The sequence below is a fragment of the Rathayibacter festucae DSM 15932 genome, from assembly GCF_004011135.1.
Lineage (GTDB): Bacteria > Actinomycetota > Actinomycetes > Actinomycetales > Microbacteriaceae > Rathayibacter > Rathayibacter festucae.
This window is the reverse complement of sequence record NZ_CP028137.1, coordinates 4103561-4119619: the sequence shown is the minus strand read 5'-3', so window position 1 is coordinate 4119619 and position 16059 is coordinate 4103561. Positions and strand designations below refer to the sequence as shown.

The following is a 16059-nucleotide window of genomic DNA, read 5'->3' as shown; positions in this document are numbered from 1 at the left end:
AGGGTGGAGGGATGACTTCTCCCCAGGACTTCGACCTCGACGAGCTGCGGGCGCGCGTCCTCGAGGAGGACGGCGGGGAGGTGGACGACAGCATCCCCGAGCTGGCCGCGGCCGATCCAGCGCTGTGCGGGATCGCGCTGGCGCTGCCGGACGGCACCGTGCGCTCGAGCGCGCAGGCGGACGTCGCGTTCAGCATCCAGTCGGCGGTGAAGCCGTTCCTCTTCGCACTCGCCCTGCTCGACACCGACGGCGACGCGCTCGACCGCGTCGGCATCGAGCCGACCGGCGAGGCCTTCGACGCCCTGAAGCTCGAGAGCGGCACCGGCCGCCCGCCGAACCCGATGGTCAACGCGGGCGCCCTGCTGACCGCCGCTCTGGTCGACGGCGGCGACGCGGACGGCCGCGGCGAGCGCATCCTCCGCGGCCTCTCCGGCTTCGCCGGCCGCTCGCTGGAGGTCGACGAGAGCGTCGCCTCGAACGAGCACCTGCTCGGCGACCGCAACCACGCCCTCGCGCACCTCATGCGCGCCGAGGGCACCCTGCGGCGCAGTGCGGACGACGCCGTCGCCGCCTACGCCCGCGCCTGCGCCGTCCTCGTCGACGCGGAGGCCCTCGCGGTGATGGGCGCGACCCTCGCCCTCGGCGGCGTGAATCCCCTGACCGGCGAGCGCGTCGTGCCGGCGGAGGTCGCCCGCGACGTCGTCTCGGTGATGGCGACCTGCGGCGTCTACGACGGCTCCGGCCGCTGGATGCGCGCCGTCGGCGTCCCCGCCAAGTCGAGCGTCTCCGGCGCGATCGTCCTCTCCGCCCCCGGCCGCCTCGGTGCCGCCGTCGTCAGCCCGCCCCTCGACTCCCAGGGCACCAGCGTCCGCGGCGCCGCCGCGAGCACCCTCCTGTCCGCAGCCCTGTCCCTGCACTCCTTCGACCCGACCCCGCGCTGATGCTGATGCTGATCGAGTAGCCCGCGCAGCGGGCGTATCGAGATCCCCCACCGTCAGGACGCTGAGTCTGCAGACCCGTCCTGCTGGTGACGGTGGGTCTCGATACGCCCCTGCGGGGCTACTCGACCAGCATGACGCGGCGCAGCCGCGTCCTTTCCCTGACCACCGAGACGCGAAGCGGCTTCGCCGCTCGATACGCCGCTGCGCGGCTACTCGACCAGCATGGAAGGGCCGCTGCGCGGCTACTCGACCGGCATGGGTGGGCCTCTCCGCGAGAGCCGCGACCGCGAAGCGGAGCCCACCAGTCCGAGCCCGCCACTCCCGGTGCAAGGCCGAGGTCACCGAATCGCGTGCCAGCGATTCGTCGTACTGGTACGCGACACGCTCCACAGGACGCGACCGTCCTCCCGAGCCGACCGCGGAGCGGATGACGACGAAGGAGGAATCCGCTCTAATCGAGCAGCAGCGCAGGCTCCTCCAGCACGCTCGCGACGTCGGCGACGAAGCGGCTGACGACGTCGCCGTCGACGACGCGGTGGTCGAAGGAGCCGCCGACGGTGGTGACGAAGCGGGGGCGGACCTCGCCGTCGACGACCCAGGGCTTCTGCTTGATGGTGCCGAGGGCGATGATCGCGACCTCGCCGGGGTTGAGGATCGGGGTGCCGGTGTCCATGCCGAAGACGCCGATGTTGGTGATGGTGATGGTGCCGTTCTGCATGTCGGCGGCGGAGGTCTTGCCGTCGCGGGCGTCGAGGGTGAGCTTCTCGAGGGCCTGGGCGAGCTCGAGGAGGCTCATCGACTGGGCGTCCTTGACGTTGGGCACGAGCAGGCCGCGCGGGGTCGCCGCGGCGATGCCGAGGTTGACGTAGTGGCGGACGAGGATGTCCGTGTCGGTCCAGGCGGAGTTGACCGTGGGGTTCCGCCGCACCGCCCAGATGATGGCCTTGGCCATGATCAGCAGCGGCGAGACCTTGACGCCGGCGAAGTCGGGCGAGTTCTTCAGGCGCTTGACGAACTCCATCGTGCGGGTCGCGTCGACGTCCACGAAGACGCTGACGTGCGGCGCGGTGAAGGCGCTGCGCGACATCGCCGAGGCGATGGCCTTGCGGACGCCGCGGACCGGGATGCGGTCCTCGCGGGAGTCACCCCAGGCGGGGGTCTGGATGTTGCGGAAGACGCTGGCCTGCGAGGCGTGGCGGATGACGTCGTCGCGGGTGACCTCGCCGGCGAGGCCGGTGGCCTGCACCTCGAGCAGGTCGACGTCGAGGTCCTTGGCGAGCTTGCGGATGGGCGGCTTCGCGATGACGGGCAGCGCCGAGGAGGCGGGGACCGAGGTCGGTCGCGGCGCCGCCGCCGGGCGGGCCGGCTTCTCCGGAGCGGCGCCCGCGGCCGGACGGCGGCGGCGGGTGGCGACGTGGCCGCCGGCGGTGCCGTAGCCGACCAGCGCGGCGCCGGAGCCCTCGCCGGGCTCGGTGGTCGAGGGGGCGGGCGGGGCGGCGGGCGGCGCGGCCTGCGCGGGCATCGCCGGGATCTCGGAGCCGACCGAGCCCGCGCCCTGCACGGTGATGATCGGCGTGCCGACGTCGACCGTCTGGCCCTCGTCGACGAGCACGTCGACCACGGTGCCGCTGAACGGCGAGGGCAGCTCGACGAGCGACTTGGCGGTCTCGATCTCGACGAGGACCTGGTTGACGCTCACCTCGTCGCCGACCTTGACCCGCCAGGAGACGATCTCGGCCTCGGTGAGGCCCTCGCCGACGTCGGGGAGGAGGAAGTGCTCTGTCATCGTCGGGACTCCTGGCTGTGCCGGTTCTGCATGAGGAAAAAGGGGGGCGCGTCGGAACGCGGGGGCGTCGTCCGGTGCGTCAGTACGCGAGCGAGCGGTCGACGGCCTCGAGGACGCGGTCGACGTCGGGGAGGAAGAGCTTCTCGACCTTGGCGGGCGGGAAGGGCGTGTCGAAGCCCGCGACGCGGAGCACCGGCGCCTCGAGCGAGTAGAACGCCTTCTCGGTGACGGTCGCGGCGATCTCGGAGCCGAGGCTCACGTTCGCGGACGCCTCCTGGGCGACCACGAGCCGGCCGGTCTTGCGGACCGAGGCGAGCAGCGGCTCCCAGTCGATCGGCGAGATCGAGCGCAGGTCGACGACCTCGACGCTGGTCCCCTCCTCACCGGCGAGCTCGGCGGCCTGGAGCAGCACGGAGACCATCGGCCCCCAGCCCACGACGGTGACCTCGTCGCCCTGGCGCACGACGCGGGTCGCGTGCAGCGGGGCGGCGGAGGCGCGGAGGTCGACGTCGCCCTTGGGCCAGTAGCGGCTCTTGGGCTCGAAGAACATCACCGGGTCGTCCGAGGCGATGGCCTCCTGGATCATCCAGTAGGCGTCGTTCGGGGTCGACGGGCTGACCGCGCGCAGACCCGGGGTGTGCGCGAAGTACGCCTCGTTGCTCTCCTGGTGGTGCTCGACCGCTCCGATGTGCCCGCCGTAGGGCACGCGGATGACGACGGGCATCGTGAGCGTGCCCTCGTGCCGGTTGGTCATCTTCGCGAGCTGCGAGGTGATCTGGTCGAAGGCCGGGTAGATGAAGCCGTCGAACTGGATCTCGCAGACCGGGCGGAAGCCGCGCATCGCGAGGCCGATCGCGGTGCCGACGATGCCGGACTCGGCGAGCGGGGTGTCGAGCACGCGCTGCGGCCCGAACTCGGCGTGCAGGCCCTCGGTGATGCGGAAGACGCCGCCGAGAGGGCCGATGTCCTCGCCCATCAGCAGGACGCGGTCGTTCTCGGTCATGGCGCGGCGGAGCCCGGCGTTCAGCGCCTTCGCCATCGACATGGACTCCAGCTGCGTGTCGCTCAGCGGCGGCTGGACGGTGGTGCTCGTGTCGATCGTCATCGCGGGTCGCCTCCCAGCGCGTCCTCGTAGCCCTGGAGCCACGCCTTCTGCTCCGCCACCTGCTGGTGCGGCTCCGAGTACACGTGGTCGAACATCACGTCGACGGGCGGCGCCTCGAGCGCGAGCAGGCGCTGCCGGATGTCGGCGGCGAAGTCCTTCGCCTCCTCGTCCACCTCGTCGAAGAACGACTGCGGGGCGCCGAGTCCGCGCAGGTACGCGGCGAAGCGGGTGATCGGGTCCTTCGCGACCCACGAGGCGAGCTCGTCGTCGGTCCGGTACTTCGTGGGGTCGTCACTCGAGGTGTGCGCGCCGATGCGATAGGTGAGTGCCTCGATGAACTGGGGGCCGCCGCCGGAGCGGGCGTCGGCGAGGTGCTTCGCGGTGACGGCGTAGCTGGCGAGCACGTCGTTGCCGTCGATCTGCACGCCCGGGATGCCGAAGCCGGAGGAGCGGAGGTAGAGCGGGCTGCGCGACTGCGTGGCGACGGGGACCGAGATCGCGTAGTGGTTGTTCTGCAGGAAGAACACCTCGGGCGTCTGGTAGCTCGCGGCGAAGACCATGGCCTCGCTGACGTCGCCCTGGCTGGAGGCGCCGTCGCCGAAGTAGACGATGACCGCCGCGTCCTTCTCGGGGTCGCCCGTGCCGGTCGCGCCGTCGAAGGTGAGGCCCATCGCGTAGCCGGTCGCGTGCAGCGCCTGCGAGCCGAGGACCAGCGTGTAGAGGTGGAAGTTGCCGTGCGCGGGGTCGGCCGGGTCCCAGCCGCCGTGCGTCACGCCGCGCAGCAGCGCGAGGACGCGGAGCAGGTCGACGCCGCGGACCTTGGCGACGACGTGCTCGCGGTAGGAGGGGAAGACGTGGTCCTGCGGGCGCAGCGCGAACGCGGAGCCGACCTGCGCCGCCTCCTGCCCGTGGCTCGGCACCCAGAGTCCGAGCTGACCCTGCCGCTGCAGGTTCGCCGCCTCGATGTCGAACCGGCGGACGACCGCCATCTCGCGGTAGAAGGAGCGGTGCTGCGCCTCGTCGATCCCGTCGAGAAGGGGGGCGTACTGCTCGGCCGCGGGGGTCGGCGCGAACCGGCCGTCCGCGGTGAGGAACTGGACCGTCGGCGTCTCGCTGGTGGCTGCCACCCGACTAACCTATCCGCCTCGCGGGATGCCCCTTCGGGAGGGTCCCGACAATCTCCGCCGCCGCCGTGAGGAGCTTGTCGACAGAACTCGCCTCGCCCACCGACACCCGGATGCCCTCGGGCGGGAAGGCGCGGACGACCACGCCGGCCCGCTCGAAGACCGCCGCGGCCGCCTCCGTCTGCTCGCGGGTGTCGAACCAGAGGAAGTTCGCCTCGGATTTCGGGATGGTCCAGCCCTGGTCGAGCAGCGCCTGCCAGAGGTGGTCGCGGAGCTGGGCGATGCGGCCGACGCGCTCGAGCAGCTCCTCGCGGTGCTCGAGCGAGGCGACCGCCGCGGTCTCCGCGAAGCGGGTGACCGAGAGGGGGATGGCGGTCGAGCGGGCGGCGTCGAGGATCCGCGGGTGCCCGATCGCGTAGCCGACGCGCAGCCCCGCCAGTCCGTAGGCCTTGGAGAAGGTGCGGGCGACGACGAGGTTGGGGTGGCGGCCGAGGAGGGTCGCGCCGTCCACCGCGCGCTCGTCGCCGACGAACTCGGCGTAGGCCTCGTCGAGCAGGACGAGGACGTCGGCCGGCACCTGCTCGAGGAAGGCCGCCACGTCGTCCGCGGTGGCGACGGTCCCGGTGGGGTTGTTCGGGCTGCAGACGATCACCAGGCGGGTGCGCTCGGTGATCGCCTGCGCCATCGCGTCGAGGTCGTGCGTGTCGTCGGCGCGCAGGGGGATGCGCACGCCGGTGGCGCCGGCGGTCGTGATGAGGGAGGGGTAGGCCTCGAAGGAGCGCCAGGCGTGCACGACCTCGTCGCCCGGTCCCGCGGCGGCGGTGATCAGCTGGGCGATGACGGCGACGGACCCCGCTCCGACGACGACTTCGTCGATCCCCACGCCGTAGCTCTCGGCGAGCGCCGTCCGGAGCGCCGTGGCCGCGGCGTCCGGGTAGCGGTTGAAGTCGGTGATCGCCTGCACCCGCTCGAGCACCGAGGGCAGCGGATCGAACGGGTTCTCGTTGGAGGAGAGCTTGAACGCGTCCGCGGAGGCGGCGCGGCCCTGGCGGTAGGCCGGCAGAGCGAGGATCTCGGGGCGGAGGCGGACGGGTGGCTCCTGCTGGTCGGTCACCCGGACCATGCTATTCGGGCGGCGGCCGGGCGAGCCGCGCGAGGCACCCTCCCGCGCCGAGGGTGCGCCCGGGTGGCGGCGGGCTGCGCCAGAGTGGAGGCATGCGCAGACTCCTCCTCGGCCTCGCCACCAACGCCGTCGCCCTCTGGCTGACCACGCTCGTCGTCGCGGGTGTCCGCGTCGATCCGTACGAGCAGGGGCCGACCGCCGCGGTGCTCACGTACCTCCTCGTCGCAGTGATCTTCGGCGTCGTCAACTCCGTGGTCGGCAGGGTGGTCCGCGTCGTGGCCTTCCCGCTGTACGTGCTGACGCTCGGTCTCGTCTCCTTCCTGGTGAACGGCCTGCTCCTGCTGCTGACGGCCTGGATCAGCGGCCTCTTCGGCTTCGGCCTGGTCGTGGACGGCTTCTGGTGGGGCGTCCTCGGCGCCCTCGTGCTCGCGATCGTCAACTGGTTCATCGGGCTGCTCCTGCGCCCCTTCGCTCGCGACCGCCGCCGGGACTGACCGGCACGGTCGTCAGCCGGGCGGCGACGCGCGAGTCCGGCGCTCCCCGCCAGAGCGAGAACAGCGCGGCCCCGGTCGCCGCGAGCCGGGGGTCGGCCGCCGCATCGAGGGCGCGCCCGGTCGCGACGTAGGCGTCCAGCGCGTGCGCGGGCACCGGGGTGTCGCGCACGATCCCCGCCGGGGAGTCGCGCTCGACCAGCACCACCCCCGGCTCCTCCGCCGCCGTCCGGCCGAAGCCGCCGAGCGCCGGCACCAGGTCGTCGGAGTGCTCGATCGAGAGCGAGCGCGTCCCCTCCGGCAGATCCAGCCCGCGCACCGGACTGCCGAAGGTGACGACGTCGTGCACGTCGTAGCGCCCCGACTGCGCCACTCGCAGGGCGACCAGCCCGCCCTGCGAGTGCGCGGCGATCGTGACGGGAGCCCCGGCGGGGATCCCCGCCGCCGCCATCGCCGCGAGCGCTCCCTCGACGGAGGCGGCGCGCCTGCCCGCCATCGCCTGCAGGTTCGACGGAGCCCCGAGCGCCTGCTCCGGGTCAGCGCTCCAGTCGGTGGTGCCGGAGAGCGTGACGAGCCACTCCCCGCCGTAACGCTCGATCACCACCTGCGGACCGTCGGGGTCGCTCGGCGGGATCCGCGCCGCGAGCTCCCCCCAGCCCGCCGGTGCGGCGAGCGGGTCGACCGGCGGCGCCACCCGCTCGACCCGCAGCTCCCGCTCGCCCGGCGCCGGCAGCACGCCGAACACCGTCCCCAGGATGACGAGCACCCCCGCCGCCGACTGCACCCCGTTCCCGATCACCTGCTCGGACGTCGGTCGCCCCACCGCGTCGGCCAGCGGCGGCGGGAGCAGCAGCACCCCGATCTCGGTGCCGAGGCCGATCGCGGAGATCACCCCGCGCAGGCCCTCGATCAGGAGCGGGTCGCCCAGCAGCGCCCGGACGAGGTCCTCCCCCTCCTCCGCCAGGTCGGCCTCGGCGCCCTCGTCCCCCGCGAGGGCCCGCACCGCCGCCGAGACCGACCCGAACGCGGCGTCGGCGACCGCCCGGACCAGCACCGCCGCGTCCTCGACGGCACCGGGGAGCCGCCGCGCGAGGGACTCGCCCGCACGCCGCTCGAAGAGCGCGACGGCGGTCTGCGGCCCGAGGATCCCCGGCATCCCCGGTGCCGCGTCCTCCTCCGCCCGTTCGTATCCCGCAGCCGCCGCGGCGAGCGCCTCCCGGAGCGCCACAGCCTCGGCCTCGAGCAGGCGGAGCCGATCGCCGAGCGCCGCCGACTCGCCCGCCCGGGCCGGCGCCGCGAGCTGCACCGCGGGGACGAGCCCGTCGCCGAGCACCGCGCACTCGGCCAGCCCCGCAGCGAGCTCCTCGAGCACCCGCCGGCGCTCGTCGAGCTCGGCCGTCTCCACCCGCACCGGGGACGGCGCCCTCATCCGCCCGCCCCCACTGCCAGCCCGCGCGCCGCCGCCTCCGCCGTCGCGAGCCCGGCCAGCAGCTCGGCCGCCCGCTCGGCGTACTCCCGCGCCGCCGACCCCTCCCAGTCGGCGTCGGGCAGGAGTCCGCCCGCCTCCCCGCGCAGCACCCCGATCCGCTCGGCGAGCGCCGCCACCGCCGCGCTCGGCCACGGCGCCGCCGCACCCGTCGCTCCCCCTGCAACCGCCTCGACGCCCATCCGCCACCTCCCTTCTCTCGATGCCCGCGGCCAGCCTCGGGCACCGCGGTCGGCCGCGGGCGGGCGCTCCCCCGAACGGTGGAGAGGTCGAGAATCCGCCCTCTGTGGAGGACCGCCGGTGCGCCATGATGGGCGGGTGACCCCCTCTTCCGCGCCGTCGGCGTTCGCCGTGTGCTTCGTCTGCACCGGCAACATCTGCCGGTCGCCGATGGCGGAGGTGGTGCTGCGCTCCCTCGCCGAGCAGGCCGGGCTCGGCTCGGTCATCACGATCACCTCCGCCGGCACCGGCGAGTGGCACCTCGGCGAGCACGCCGACCACCGCGCCCTCGAGGCGCTCGATCGCCGCGGACTCGACGGCGCCCCGCACCGCGCGCGGCTCTTCGACCCCGCGCTCTTCGAGGAGTTCGACCTCGTCGTCGCCCTCGATCACGGCCACGAGCGGGCGCTGCGCTCCTGGGCGCGCACCGACGTCGACCGGCAGAAGATCCGGCGCCTGCTCGCCTTCGAGCCGGGCCTCTCGGCGCAGGGCGACGTCCCCGACCCCTACTATTCCGATGCGGCGGCGTTCGACTCGGTGCTCGCGCTGATCGAGCGCGCGTGCCGGGCGCTCTTCGCCCAGATCGAACCGGGACTGCGCGGCAACCGCACGGTCCGCACCGACCCGCGATCGAGCCTCCAGACCGCGCGGGACCCCCGAGAACCGGAAGGCACCACCGCATGACCTCGCTCCCTCCCCAGCCGCTCAGCCCGCTCGACGGCCGCTACAGCGCCGCCGTCTCCGCCCTCGGCGAGCACCTGTCGGAGGCCGGGCTGAACCGAGCGCGCGTCTACGTGGAGGTGGAGTGGCTGCTCGCCCTCACCGACCGCCGCCTCTTCGGCTCCGAGCCGGTCGACGCCGCCGCCGCCGAGGAGCTCCGCCGTCGCGCCCGCGACTTCGGCCAGCCCGAGATCGACCGCCTGGCCGAGCTCGAGGCCGTCACCCGCCACGACGTGAAGGCGGTCGAGTACCTGGTGCGCCAGTGGCTGGCCGAGCTGGGTCTGGACCGCATCGCCGAGCTCACCCACTTCGCCGCGACCAGCGAGGACATCAACAACCTCTCCTACGCGCTCGTCGTCCGCCGGGCCGTCGAGGACGTCTGGCTGCCGAAGCTGCGCTCGGTCGTCGCCTCCCTGCGCGAGCTCGCCGTGCGCTACCGCGACGAGTCGATGCTCAGCCGCACCCACGGCCAGCCCGCGACGCCCACCACGATGGGCAAGGAGTTCGCCGTCTACGCCTTCCGCCTCGAGCGGGTCGTCGTGCAGCTCGAGGCCACCGAGTACCTCGGCAAGTTCAGCGGAGCGACCGGCACCTTCGCGGCGCACCTCGCGGCGGATCCGGACACCGACTGGGCGGCCCTCGCGGCGGAGTTCGTCGGCTCCCTCGGCCTCGTCTTCAACCCGCTGACCACCCAGATCGAGTCGCACGACTGGCAGGCCGAGCTCTACGGCAAGGCCGCGCACGCGAACCGGATCCTGCACAACATCTGCACCGACGTCTGGACCTACATCTCGCTCGGCTACTTCCGGCAGATCCCGCAGGCCGGCGCGACCGGCTCGTCGACGATGCCGCACAAGATCAACCCGATCCGGTTCGAGAACGCCGAGGCGAACCTCGAGCTCTCCAGCGCACTGCTCGACTCGCTCGCGCAGACCCTGGTCACCTCGCGGCTGCAGCGCGACCTCACCGACTCGACGACGCAGCGCAACATCGGCGTCGCGTTCGGCCACTCGCTGCTCGCGCTCGACAACATCGCCCGCGGTCTGCTCGAGATCGACCTCGACCCGCGCGCCCTCGCCGCCGACCTCGACATCAACTGGGAGGTGCTCGCGGAGGCGATCCAGACCGTCATCCGCGCCGAGGTCGTCGCGGGACGCTCCTCGATCACCGACCCGTACGCGATGCTCAAGGACCTCACCCGCGGCAAGCGCCTCGGCGCCGAGGACCTCGCGGTCTTCGTCGACGGCCTCGACATCGGAGCTGCCGCGAAGGCCCGTCTGCTCGCGCTGACGCCCGCCGGCTACACCGGGCTGGCCTCGGAGCTGGTCGACCGCCTGAGCTGAGCCGCTGTCGAGCTCGCCTGCGAGGGAGCTCGACGGAGACGGCCCCCGGCGCGGATGTCGGGGGTGCTGCCTAGGGTCGGAGCATGTCCCCCGATGCAGTGCCCGCCCCGGACTGCGACGCCCCGGACCGCGCAGCCCCGGACCGCGCTGCCCCGGGCTGCGCCCTCGACGGCTGCCGCTCGGCCGCCGAGCCGGGTGCGCCGGTCGCTCTCTGCAGCGCGCACCTCGGGCTCGCTCACGACTGGGTGGCGCGCCAGGACGGCGTCGTCGACGCCCTCCCCTCGCCGTGCCTCGTCTGCGGCTCGCGGCTGGGCGTCCGGCACCCCTCCGGCTGGCTCTGCGCAGCCTGCGAGTGGCGGCTCGGCGACGCGCCCGACGGCGAGCTGCCGCCGCCGCGGGTCGAGGTCGTCTACTACATCCGCTTCGCCGGGCGGATCAAGATCGGCACCAGCGGCAACCCCCGGCAGCGCCTGCACCGGCTGCGGCACGAGGAGCTGCTCGCCTTCGAGCGCGGCGGGCGGGCTCTGGAGCAGCACCGCCACGCGCAGTTCGCCGTCGAGCGGCTGGAGCGGACGGAGTGGTTCACCCGCAGCGACTCGCTCGACCGGCACGTCGAGGCGGTGCGGGCGGGCGAGCCCGACCCGTGGGCCCTGTACCGCCGCTGGTGCAGCGAGGCGCTCGCGCTGCAGGCCTGAGACGCCGCGGGGGGCGCACGGTCGGCGGGCACGCCCCTGCGACCGGTCAGCGCGTCCAGGCGTCCGATCAGCGCGTCCAGGCGTCGACGAGCAGCGAGCCGCGGATCTCGCGCAGCTCGTCGAGCAGCCGGTCGACGAGCCCCGCCGAGACGCCCGACGCGAGGACGTCGTGCGGCCCGAGCGGAGGCAGGCGCCCGGTCCGCACCCGCACCACCTCCCAGCCGACCGCCCGCAGCGCGCGGTCCTTCCGCCGGTCCGCCTCCTCGCGATGCCCCACGTGCTCGAGCCCGTGGCGCCCCGTGGAGTCGTACTCGATCGCCACCCGCAGCTCGCTCAGCACGATGTCCGGCCACGCCTCCAGGTGCTCGAAGAACGGCCGGCTCAGTCGCACCGCCGTGAACCCCGGCTCGAACTCGAGCCGCTCGGCGAGCAGCGCGCGGAGCCGCGCCTCGACCGCCGACGCGGGCGGAGGCGCGCAGGCGCTGACGAAGGGCTCCCCCGGCGGGAGCTGCGGGGTCTTCGAGCAGATCCGCGGCGGGCGCGACCTCGTCCGCGTGCGGGCGGGACGGGGCGCACGCGCGGCAGCAGGCTCGGGAGCAGGGGTCGACGGACGCTCGACCACCGGCTCCACCGCGGGCCGCGGCGTCCGGGGCTTCGCGAGCGCCGCGCAGTCGGGGCACCAGGAGGAGCGCCGCCGCTCCCGGCCCGGACGGTGCCGCTGCTCCTCGGGAGTCGCGACGAACACGTGCCCCGCGTCGCACAGCCAGCACAGGTAGACGTCGGCCGCCGGCGGGATCTGGCTGAGCACGATCCCCCCGTTGTACTCGGGCCGGTACTGGAGCACGAGCACCGGGAACGACGCCCACGCCTCCCGGTACGTCCCCACCGGATACGGGACGTCGACCCCTCGCGAGAACCGCCGCCGCTCCCACCACCGCCCGATCGCCTCCGCCACCCCCGCACGCTAACCCGGACCACCGACGCCGCCGCGTGCATGCTGATCGAGGAGCCCGCGGGGCGGGCGTCTCGAAGGGGATCGGCGGCAGAAGGGGCGTCTGCAGGGCCGCCGTGCTGAGGACGGTGGGTCTCGATACGCCCCTGCGGGGCTACTCGACCAGCATGCACGCCCTCGGGGCTACTCGATCAACGTGCACGCCCCTGCGGGGCTACTCGACCGGCATGCACGACCAGCATGCGGGGCACGTGGGGCTACTCCTGTGGCGAGGGGCGGCGCCGGCGGGCGAGGAGGGCGGCGGCGAGACCGAGGACGAGGGCGGCCAGGCCGCTGCCGAGCCACGGGCCGGGATGGGCTCCGGAGTCGGCCAGGGTCGTGGTCACCTTCGGGACGACCGGCGTCGGCGAGACGACGGTCGTCTCGCCCGGTGCTCCGCACTCCCCGCGATGGAGGACCGTTCCGTCCTTCGTGGCGAGCGTCTCGACCCAGTAGTAGTCGCCGGGCTCGGTGAACCGGGTCTCACCGGACCAGTAGGAGACGTCCTCGTTCAGGCCGGGCGTCGTGGCGACGGGGCTGCCCGACCCGTCGAAGACGCGGTTCGCCGGCGTGCACGTGTCCTGGTCGCCGCTCCTCCTGAACGCCTCGAACGTGATCACCGCACCGGCCGGGACCCAGCCGTTCACGACGGCCTCGTCCCGCACCGGGTCGCCCACCTGCACTGCCGGGGTGGCCTTGGTGCGGACGTCGGGAGTGTGCACGGTGGTCGTCTCGCCGGGCGCTCCGCACGCACCCTGGGCGAGGATCCTCCCGTCGTAGGAGTGCAGCTCCTCCACCCAGTGCACGGCGCCCGCGGTGGTGAAGACGACCGGGGGCGAGGTGTAGGTGCCCGCCTTCTCGACGACGACCGGGGTGCCGGTCGTGTCGGCCACCAGCGTCGCCGCGTCGCAGACCGGCGGCACGCTGTCAGCGGAGGATCCCGTGTCGGCAGCCGCCCGGTAGGCCTTCCACACCAGGTACGCGCCCTTCGGCGTGTCCCCGGTGACGACCGCATCGTCGGTCGCACCGTCGTGGACCGCGCTGTCGGTCTGCGCCTTCGACGACACATCGGGCACGGTCACCTTCGTGGTCTCCCCCGGCACTCCGCACTCGCCGCGGTGCAGGACGCGGCCGTCCTTCGTCCGCAGCGTCTCCACCCAGTGATGGACGCCCGGTTCCGCGAAGCGGACCTCGCTCGACCAGTACGACCTCTTCTCGTTCCGCCCCGCGGCGACCGCGACGGGCGACGTCGAGCCGTCGTAGACCCGGGATTCGACGGTGCAGGAGGCCCTGTCGCCGGTCTGCCGGTACGCCTCGAAGGTGACCACGGCGCCCTCCGGCACCTCGCCGTCGACGACCGCCTCGTCCTTCGCGGTGTCCGACAGCGGCACCGAGGGCGTCGCCTTCGTGCGGACCTCCGGGGTCGTCACGCGCACGACCTCGCCCTTCGTGTTCCACCCGTCCGCCCAGCCCGTGGTGAAGAGCGTCTCGGGGGCGGACCAGACCCAGACGATGTGGCCCGCCGAGTCCGCCGGCGCGGTCGCCGGCTCCGAGGTGAAGGTGCCGGGTCCCTCGACGACGATGCTCGACGTCGTCAGGACCCTGGCGTTCTCCGGTCTCGTCGCCGGGACCGCTCCGGTGCCGGGCAGCCAGTAGGCGGTGCCCGTGAAGGTGACGGGGACGCTCCTGCCGTCCTTCCTCAGCCAGGCTCCGGTGTCCTTCACCGTGAGGGTGTCCGTGGAGGTCGTGGCGACGGGGATCTCCTCGTCGGTGACCTGCGTCTCCGCCGCGACCGTCGTCGGCGAGAGATGCGTCTCCGCGACCAGCCCGAACCCGTCCGACCAGGTGTAGCCGTCGGGGAGGAACGGCTTCACCCGGTCCGGCTGCGACGCCTCCTCGACGCGCCAGACCCAGGTGTAGAACCCGGCCGAGGGGACCGTCACTCCCGGGGACGTGTACGTCCCCGGGCCGGTCGCGGTCAGCTCGACGCTTCCGGCGACGGGCGCGCCCGGCGGCACCGCGTCGGACTGCGCCGGCTGCTCGGCGTACGGACCGTGGAGCGTGCCGCGATAGACCACCGGCACGGGCGCGCCGTCGAGGGTGCGCCACTCCCCCGATCCCGGCGCGACGCCTGCCGTGACGGTGTCGGTCGCCTGCGTCCCGGCCTCCACGCGTCGTGTCGAGACCTGCGTCGATCCGATCGGCGAGAACAGGTTCGGGATCGGAGCGGAGGCCGCCGTGGCGGCGGCGATCGTGAACGAGCCGTCGATCTTCTGCCCCTTCGACGCGGTCCACTGCTCGGAGGTCACCCCCGGAGCCCAGGTCATGATGTTGCCCAGGTAGCCGGAGGCACCCGCCACCCGGATCTCGTCGGTCCGCGCCTCGACGGCGAAGGAGGGGCCGGCGCTCGGGACGACGCGGAACGTCCGCGACTCCCCGCCCTTCATCGTCGACTCCCCGGATCCGGTGTCGTCGAACACCGCGTTCGTCAGATGCACCGTCCCCGTCTGCCCGGGCGGATCGGTCCGAGCCGTGACTCTGCCGGTGCCCGCGCTCGACTGCATGTCGAGACTCAGCGACGCCGACCCGGACGTCCGCCCCGGCTGCACCGCCGTCACGCCGGCGGCCTCCGCCCGGTACTGCCGCAGCAGCCCGAGCACGGCGTCGCGGTTCCCGCCGGCGCGGGCGCTGTAGTAGACGTCGCCCGGCATGCCGTTGCCGTTGTACGCGGCGTTGTCCGCCACGTCCCACACGTACAGCGCGACGGCGGCCGCGGTGTTCGCGTCCTCCGTGTTCCCGTGGACGTCCATGACGTAGCTCAGCCGTGCGAGCTGATCCGGCGACAGGGAGTTCCAGTCGCTGTTCAGCGACGGACCGGACGTCGGGCTGTACGGGATCGACGCCCTGATCTGCAGGCAGTAGGCCAGCGTCCCGTCCGGGTGGCGATACGCGCCGAGGAAGCCCTTCCCCAGGTCGAAGCCCGCGCCGTGCGTGGCCGCCGACGCCGACAGCGGCGCGAGGAACGACGAGGTCACCGCCAGCGACGTGCCCGCCCCGCCGACCAGTCCCGCCGCCAGGAGGCCTGCGGCCAGCCGGCGCCCCGCCCGCATCCGGCCGCGGTGGGCGCCGCTCGGCCACACCACCGCTCGTCTCCGGTCACGCTGCGCGCCCACCGCGGCCCTCGCGGGCTCCCCCGCCCGTCGTCGTCGATCCATGCCGTTCTCTCCCCTGCGTGCGTCGAGGCTCGCGCCTCACGCGAGCGCCGGATGCGATCGCGTACCGGCACGCGAGAGGCGTGCCGACGGAGACCAAGGTAACCGTTCCGTGGGATCATGATTCCACTGGCGCGAATCATCCGGTACCCAGACGGTGTGGCAATACGCGCCTGTGGGACCGCGATGCGATCCCGTGCGGGAGGATGGGCGTCATGCCTTCGTCCGCGTCGTCCACGAGGAGCCGAGCGACCCCGGAGGAGGCCGACCTGGCCGTCCGGGTGGTCGGCAGCGAGATCAACCGGGGGATCCTGCGGTCGCTCTCCCGCGCGGAGCGTCCCGAGCAGGGCCTGCTCTTCGGCGAGCTGGTGGAGGCGATCGGCCCGGAGCTGCCGACCGGCCGCGCCACGACGACGAGCCTCTACCGGCACCTCATCGAGCTGGAGGACGCCGGAGTGGTCCTCGGCAACCTCCCGCGCGAGCAGCGCCGCGGCCGCTCGGTCCAGTACCGCATCGTCGCGTCCCGCCTCGAGGAGATCTACGCGCGCAGCCTGGCGTACGCGCTCGGCGAGACCGCCCGCGACGACGTCTCGCCGTAGAGCGGCCGGCTCACCGGGCGAGGGTGCTGCCGCACGGCGGACGACGGCGGGGCTCGATACGCCCTGCGGGGCTACTCGACCAGCATGCAGGGGGAGCCCGCGACATCAGCAGTGGTGTCCGCGAGCTCCTCTCGCCGGCGACGGTGGGTCTCGATACGCCCCTGCGGGGCTACTCGACCAGCATGGGCGCGCGGACGCCAGCAGAGCTCCACCGCAGGTGCGAG

Annotated in this window: 14 protein-coding genes; 6 read left to right on the top strand and 8 right to left on the bottom strand. The window is 73.6% G+C overall.

Going from position 1 to position 16059, the window contains the following annotated elements; genetic code table 11:
• The first annotated feature begins 11 nt into the window (after window positions 1-11).
• Window positions 12-941 (top strand): glutaminase A, encoded by a 930-nt coding sequence (glsA, locus tag C1I64_RS18715; RefSeq protein WP_127888257.1) that lies wholly within the window; start codon window positions 12-14, stop codon window positions 939-941.
• 451 nt (window positions 942-1392) lie between these two features.
• Here glsA and C1I64_RS18710 read toward each other — a convergent pair whose 3' ends face one another.
• The 4 genes from C1I64_RS18710 to hisC all read right to left on the bottom strand — a co-directional run bounded on the left by C1I64_RS18710 (window position 1393) and on the right by hisC (window position 6079).
• Window positions 1393-2727: a dihydrolipoamide acetyltransferase family protein gene (locus tag C1I64_RS18710; protein WP_127888256.1), complete on the bottom strand. Its 1335-nt coding sequence runs from the start codon at window positions 2725-2727 to the stop codon at window positions 1393-1395.
• 79 nt (window positions 2728-2806) lie between these two features.
• Window positions 2807-3772: an alpha-ketoacid dehydrogenase subunit beta gene (locus C1I64_RS18705; RefSeq protein WP_372487859.1), complete on the bottom strand. Its 966-nt coding sequence runs from the start codon at window positions 3770-3772 to the stop codon at window positions 2807-2809.
• A 56-nt stretch (window positions 3773-3828) separates the two neighbouring features.
• On the bottom strand, window positions 3829-4959 hold the full coding sequence (locus C1I64_RS18700; RefSeq protein WP_123734737.1) for a thiamine pyrophosphate-dependent dehydrogenase E1 component subunit alpha: 1131 nt from the start codon (window positions 4957-4959) through the stop codon (window positions 3829-3831).
• A gap of 4 nt (window positions 4960-4963) precedes the next feature.
• Entirely contained in the window at window positions 4964-6079 is a 1116-nt protein-coding gene (gene hisC, locus C1I64_RS18695) for a histidinol-phosphate transaminase (RefSeq protein WP_127888255.1), read from the bottom strand.
• A 92-nt stretch (window positions 6080-6171) separates the two neighbouring features.
• Here hisC and C1I64_RS18690 point away from each other — a divergent pair, with 92 nt between their 5' ends.
• Window positions 6172-6573 carry a phage holin family protein gene (locus C1I64_RS18690; RefSeq protein ID WP_123444668.1) on the top strand — a complete coding sequence of 134 codons (402 nt, stop codon included), beginning with the start codon at window positions 6172-6174 and terminating at the stop codon, window positions 6571-6573.
• On the opposite strand, the gene C1I64_RS18685 is transcribed toward C1I64_RS18690, so the two are convergent.
• Both C1I64_RS18685 and C1I64_RS18680 read right to left on the bottom strand, forming a co-directional pair.
• Window positions 6524-7999 (bottom strand): alpha/beta hydrolase family protein, encoded by a 1476-nt coding sequence (locus C1I64_RS18685; RefSeq protein WP_127888254.1) that lies wholly within the window; start codon window positions 7997-7999, stop codon window positions 6524-6526. The two genes, C1I64_RS18690 and C1I64_RS18685, sit on opposite strands and share 50 nt — an antisense overlap.
• Window positions 7996-8238, bottom strand: coding sequence for a hypothetical protein (locus C1I64_RS18680; RefSeq protein ID WP_127888253.1), 243 nt, complete (start codon window positions 8236-8238; stop codon window positions 7996-7998). Before C1I64_RS18680 ends, C1I64_RS18685 begins: the two co-directional genes overlap by 4 nt.
• 136 nt (window positions 8239-8374) lie before the next feature.
• Here C1I64_RS18680 and C1I64_RS18675 point away from each other — a divergent pair, with 136 nt between their 5' ends.
• The 3 genes from C1I64_RS18675 (at window position 8375) to C1I64_RS18665 (ending at window position 11033) form a co-directional block, all read left to right on the top strand.
• The gene (locus tag C1I64_RS18675) at window positions 8375-8959 is read left to right on the top strand and encodes a low molecular weight protein-tyrosine-phosphatase (RefSeq protein WP_243581095.1); all 585 of its coding nucleotides are present in this window, start codon (window positions 8375-8377) and stop codon (window positions 8957-8959) included.
• Complete coding sequence (gene purB, locus C1I64_RS18670) at window positions 8956-10338, top strand: adenylosuccinate lyase (protein WP_127888252.1); 1383 nt, start codon at window positions 8956-8958, stop codon at window positions 10336-10338. The genes C1I64_RS18675 and purB overlap by 4 nt, the downstream gene beginning before the upstream one ends.
• Before the next feature lie 83 nt (window positions 10339-10421).
• Window positions 10422-11033 (top strand): GIY-YIG nuclease family protein, encoded by a 612-nt coding sequence (locus tag C1I64_RS18665; RefSeq protein WP_243586023.1) that lies wholly within the window; start codon window positions 10422-10424, stop codon window positions 11031-11033.
• A 67-nt stretch (window positions 11034-11100) separates the two neighbouring features.
• Here C1I64_RS18665 and C1I64_RS18660 read toward each other — a convergent pair whose 3' ends face one another.
• Window positions 11101-11988, bottom strand: coding sequence for a hypothetical protein (locus C1I64_RS18660; protein WP_244209531.1), 888 nt, complete (start codon window positions 11986-11988; stop codon window positions 11101-11103).
• 254 nt (window positions 11989-12242) lie between these two features.
• Window positions 12243-15167: a hypothetical protein gene (locus tag C1I64_RS18655; protein ID WP_127888251.1), complete on the bottom strand. Its 2925-nt coding sequence runs from the start codon at window positions 15165-15167 to the stop codon at window positions 12243-12245.
• Window positions 15168-15451: 284 nt separating this feature from the next.
• Here C1I64_RS18655 and C1I64_RS18650 point away from each other — a divergent pair, with 284 nt between their 5' ends.
• Window positions 15452-15835 (top strand): helix-turn-helix domain-containing protein, encoded by a 384-nt coding sequence (locus tag C1I64_RS18650; protein WP_127888250.1) that lies wholly within the window; start codon window positions 15452-15454, stop codon window positions 15833-15835.
• The last annotated feature ends 224 nt before the right edge of the window (window positions 15836-16059 follow it).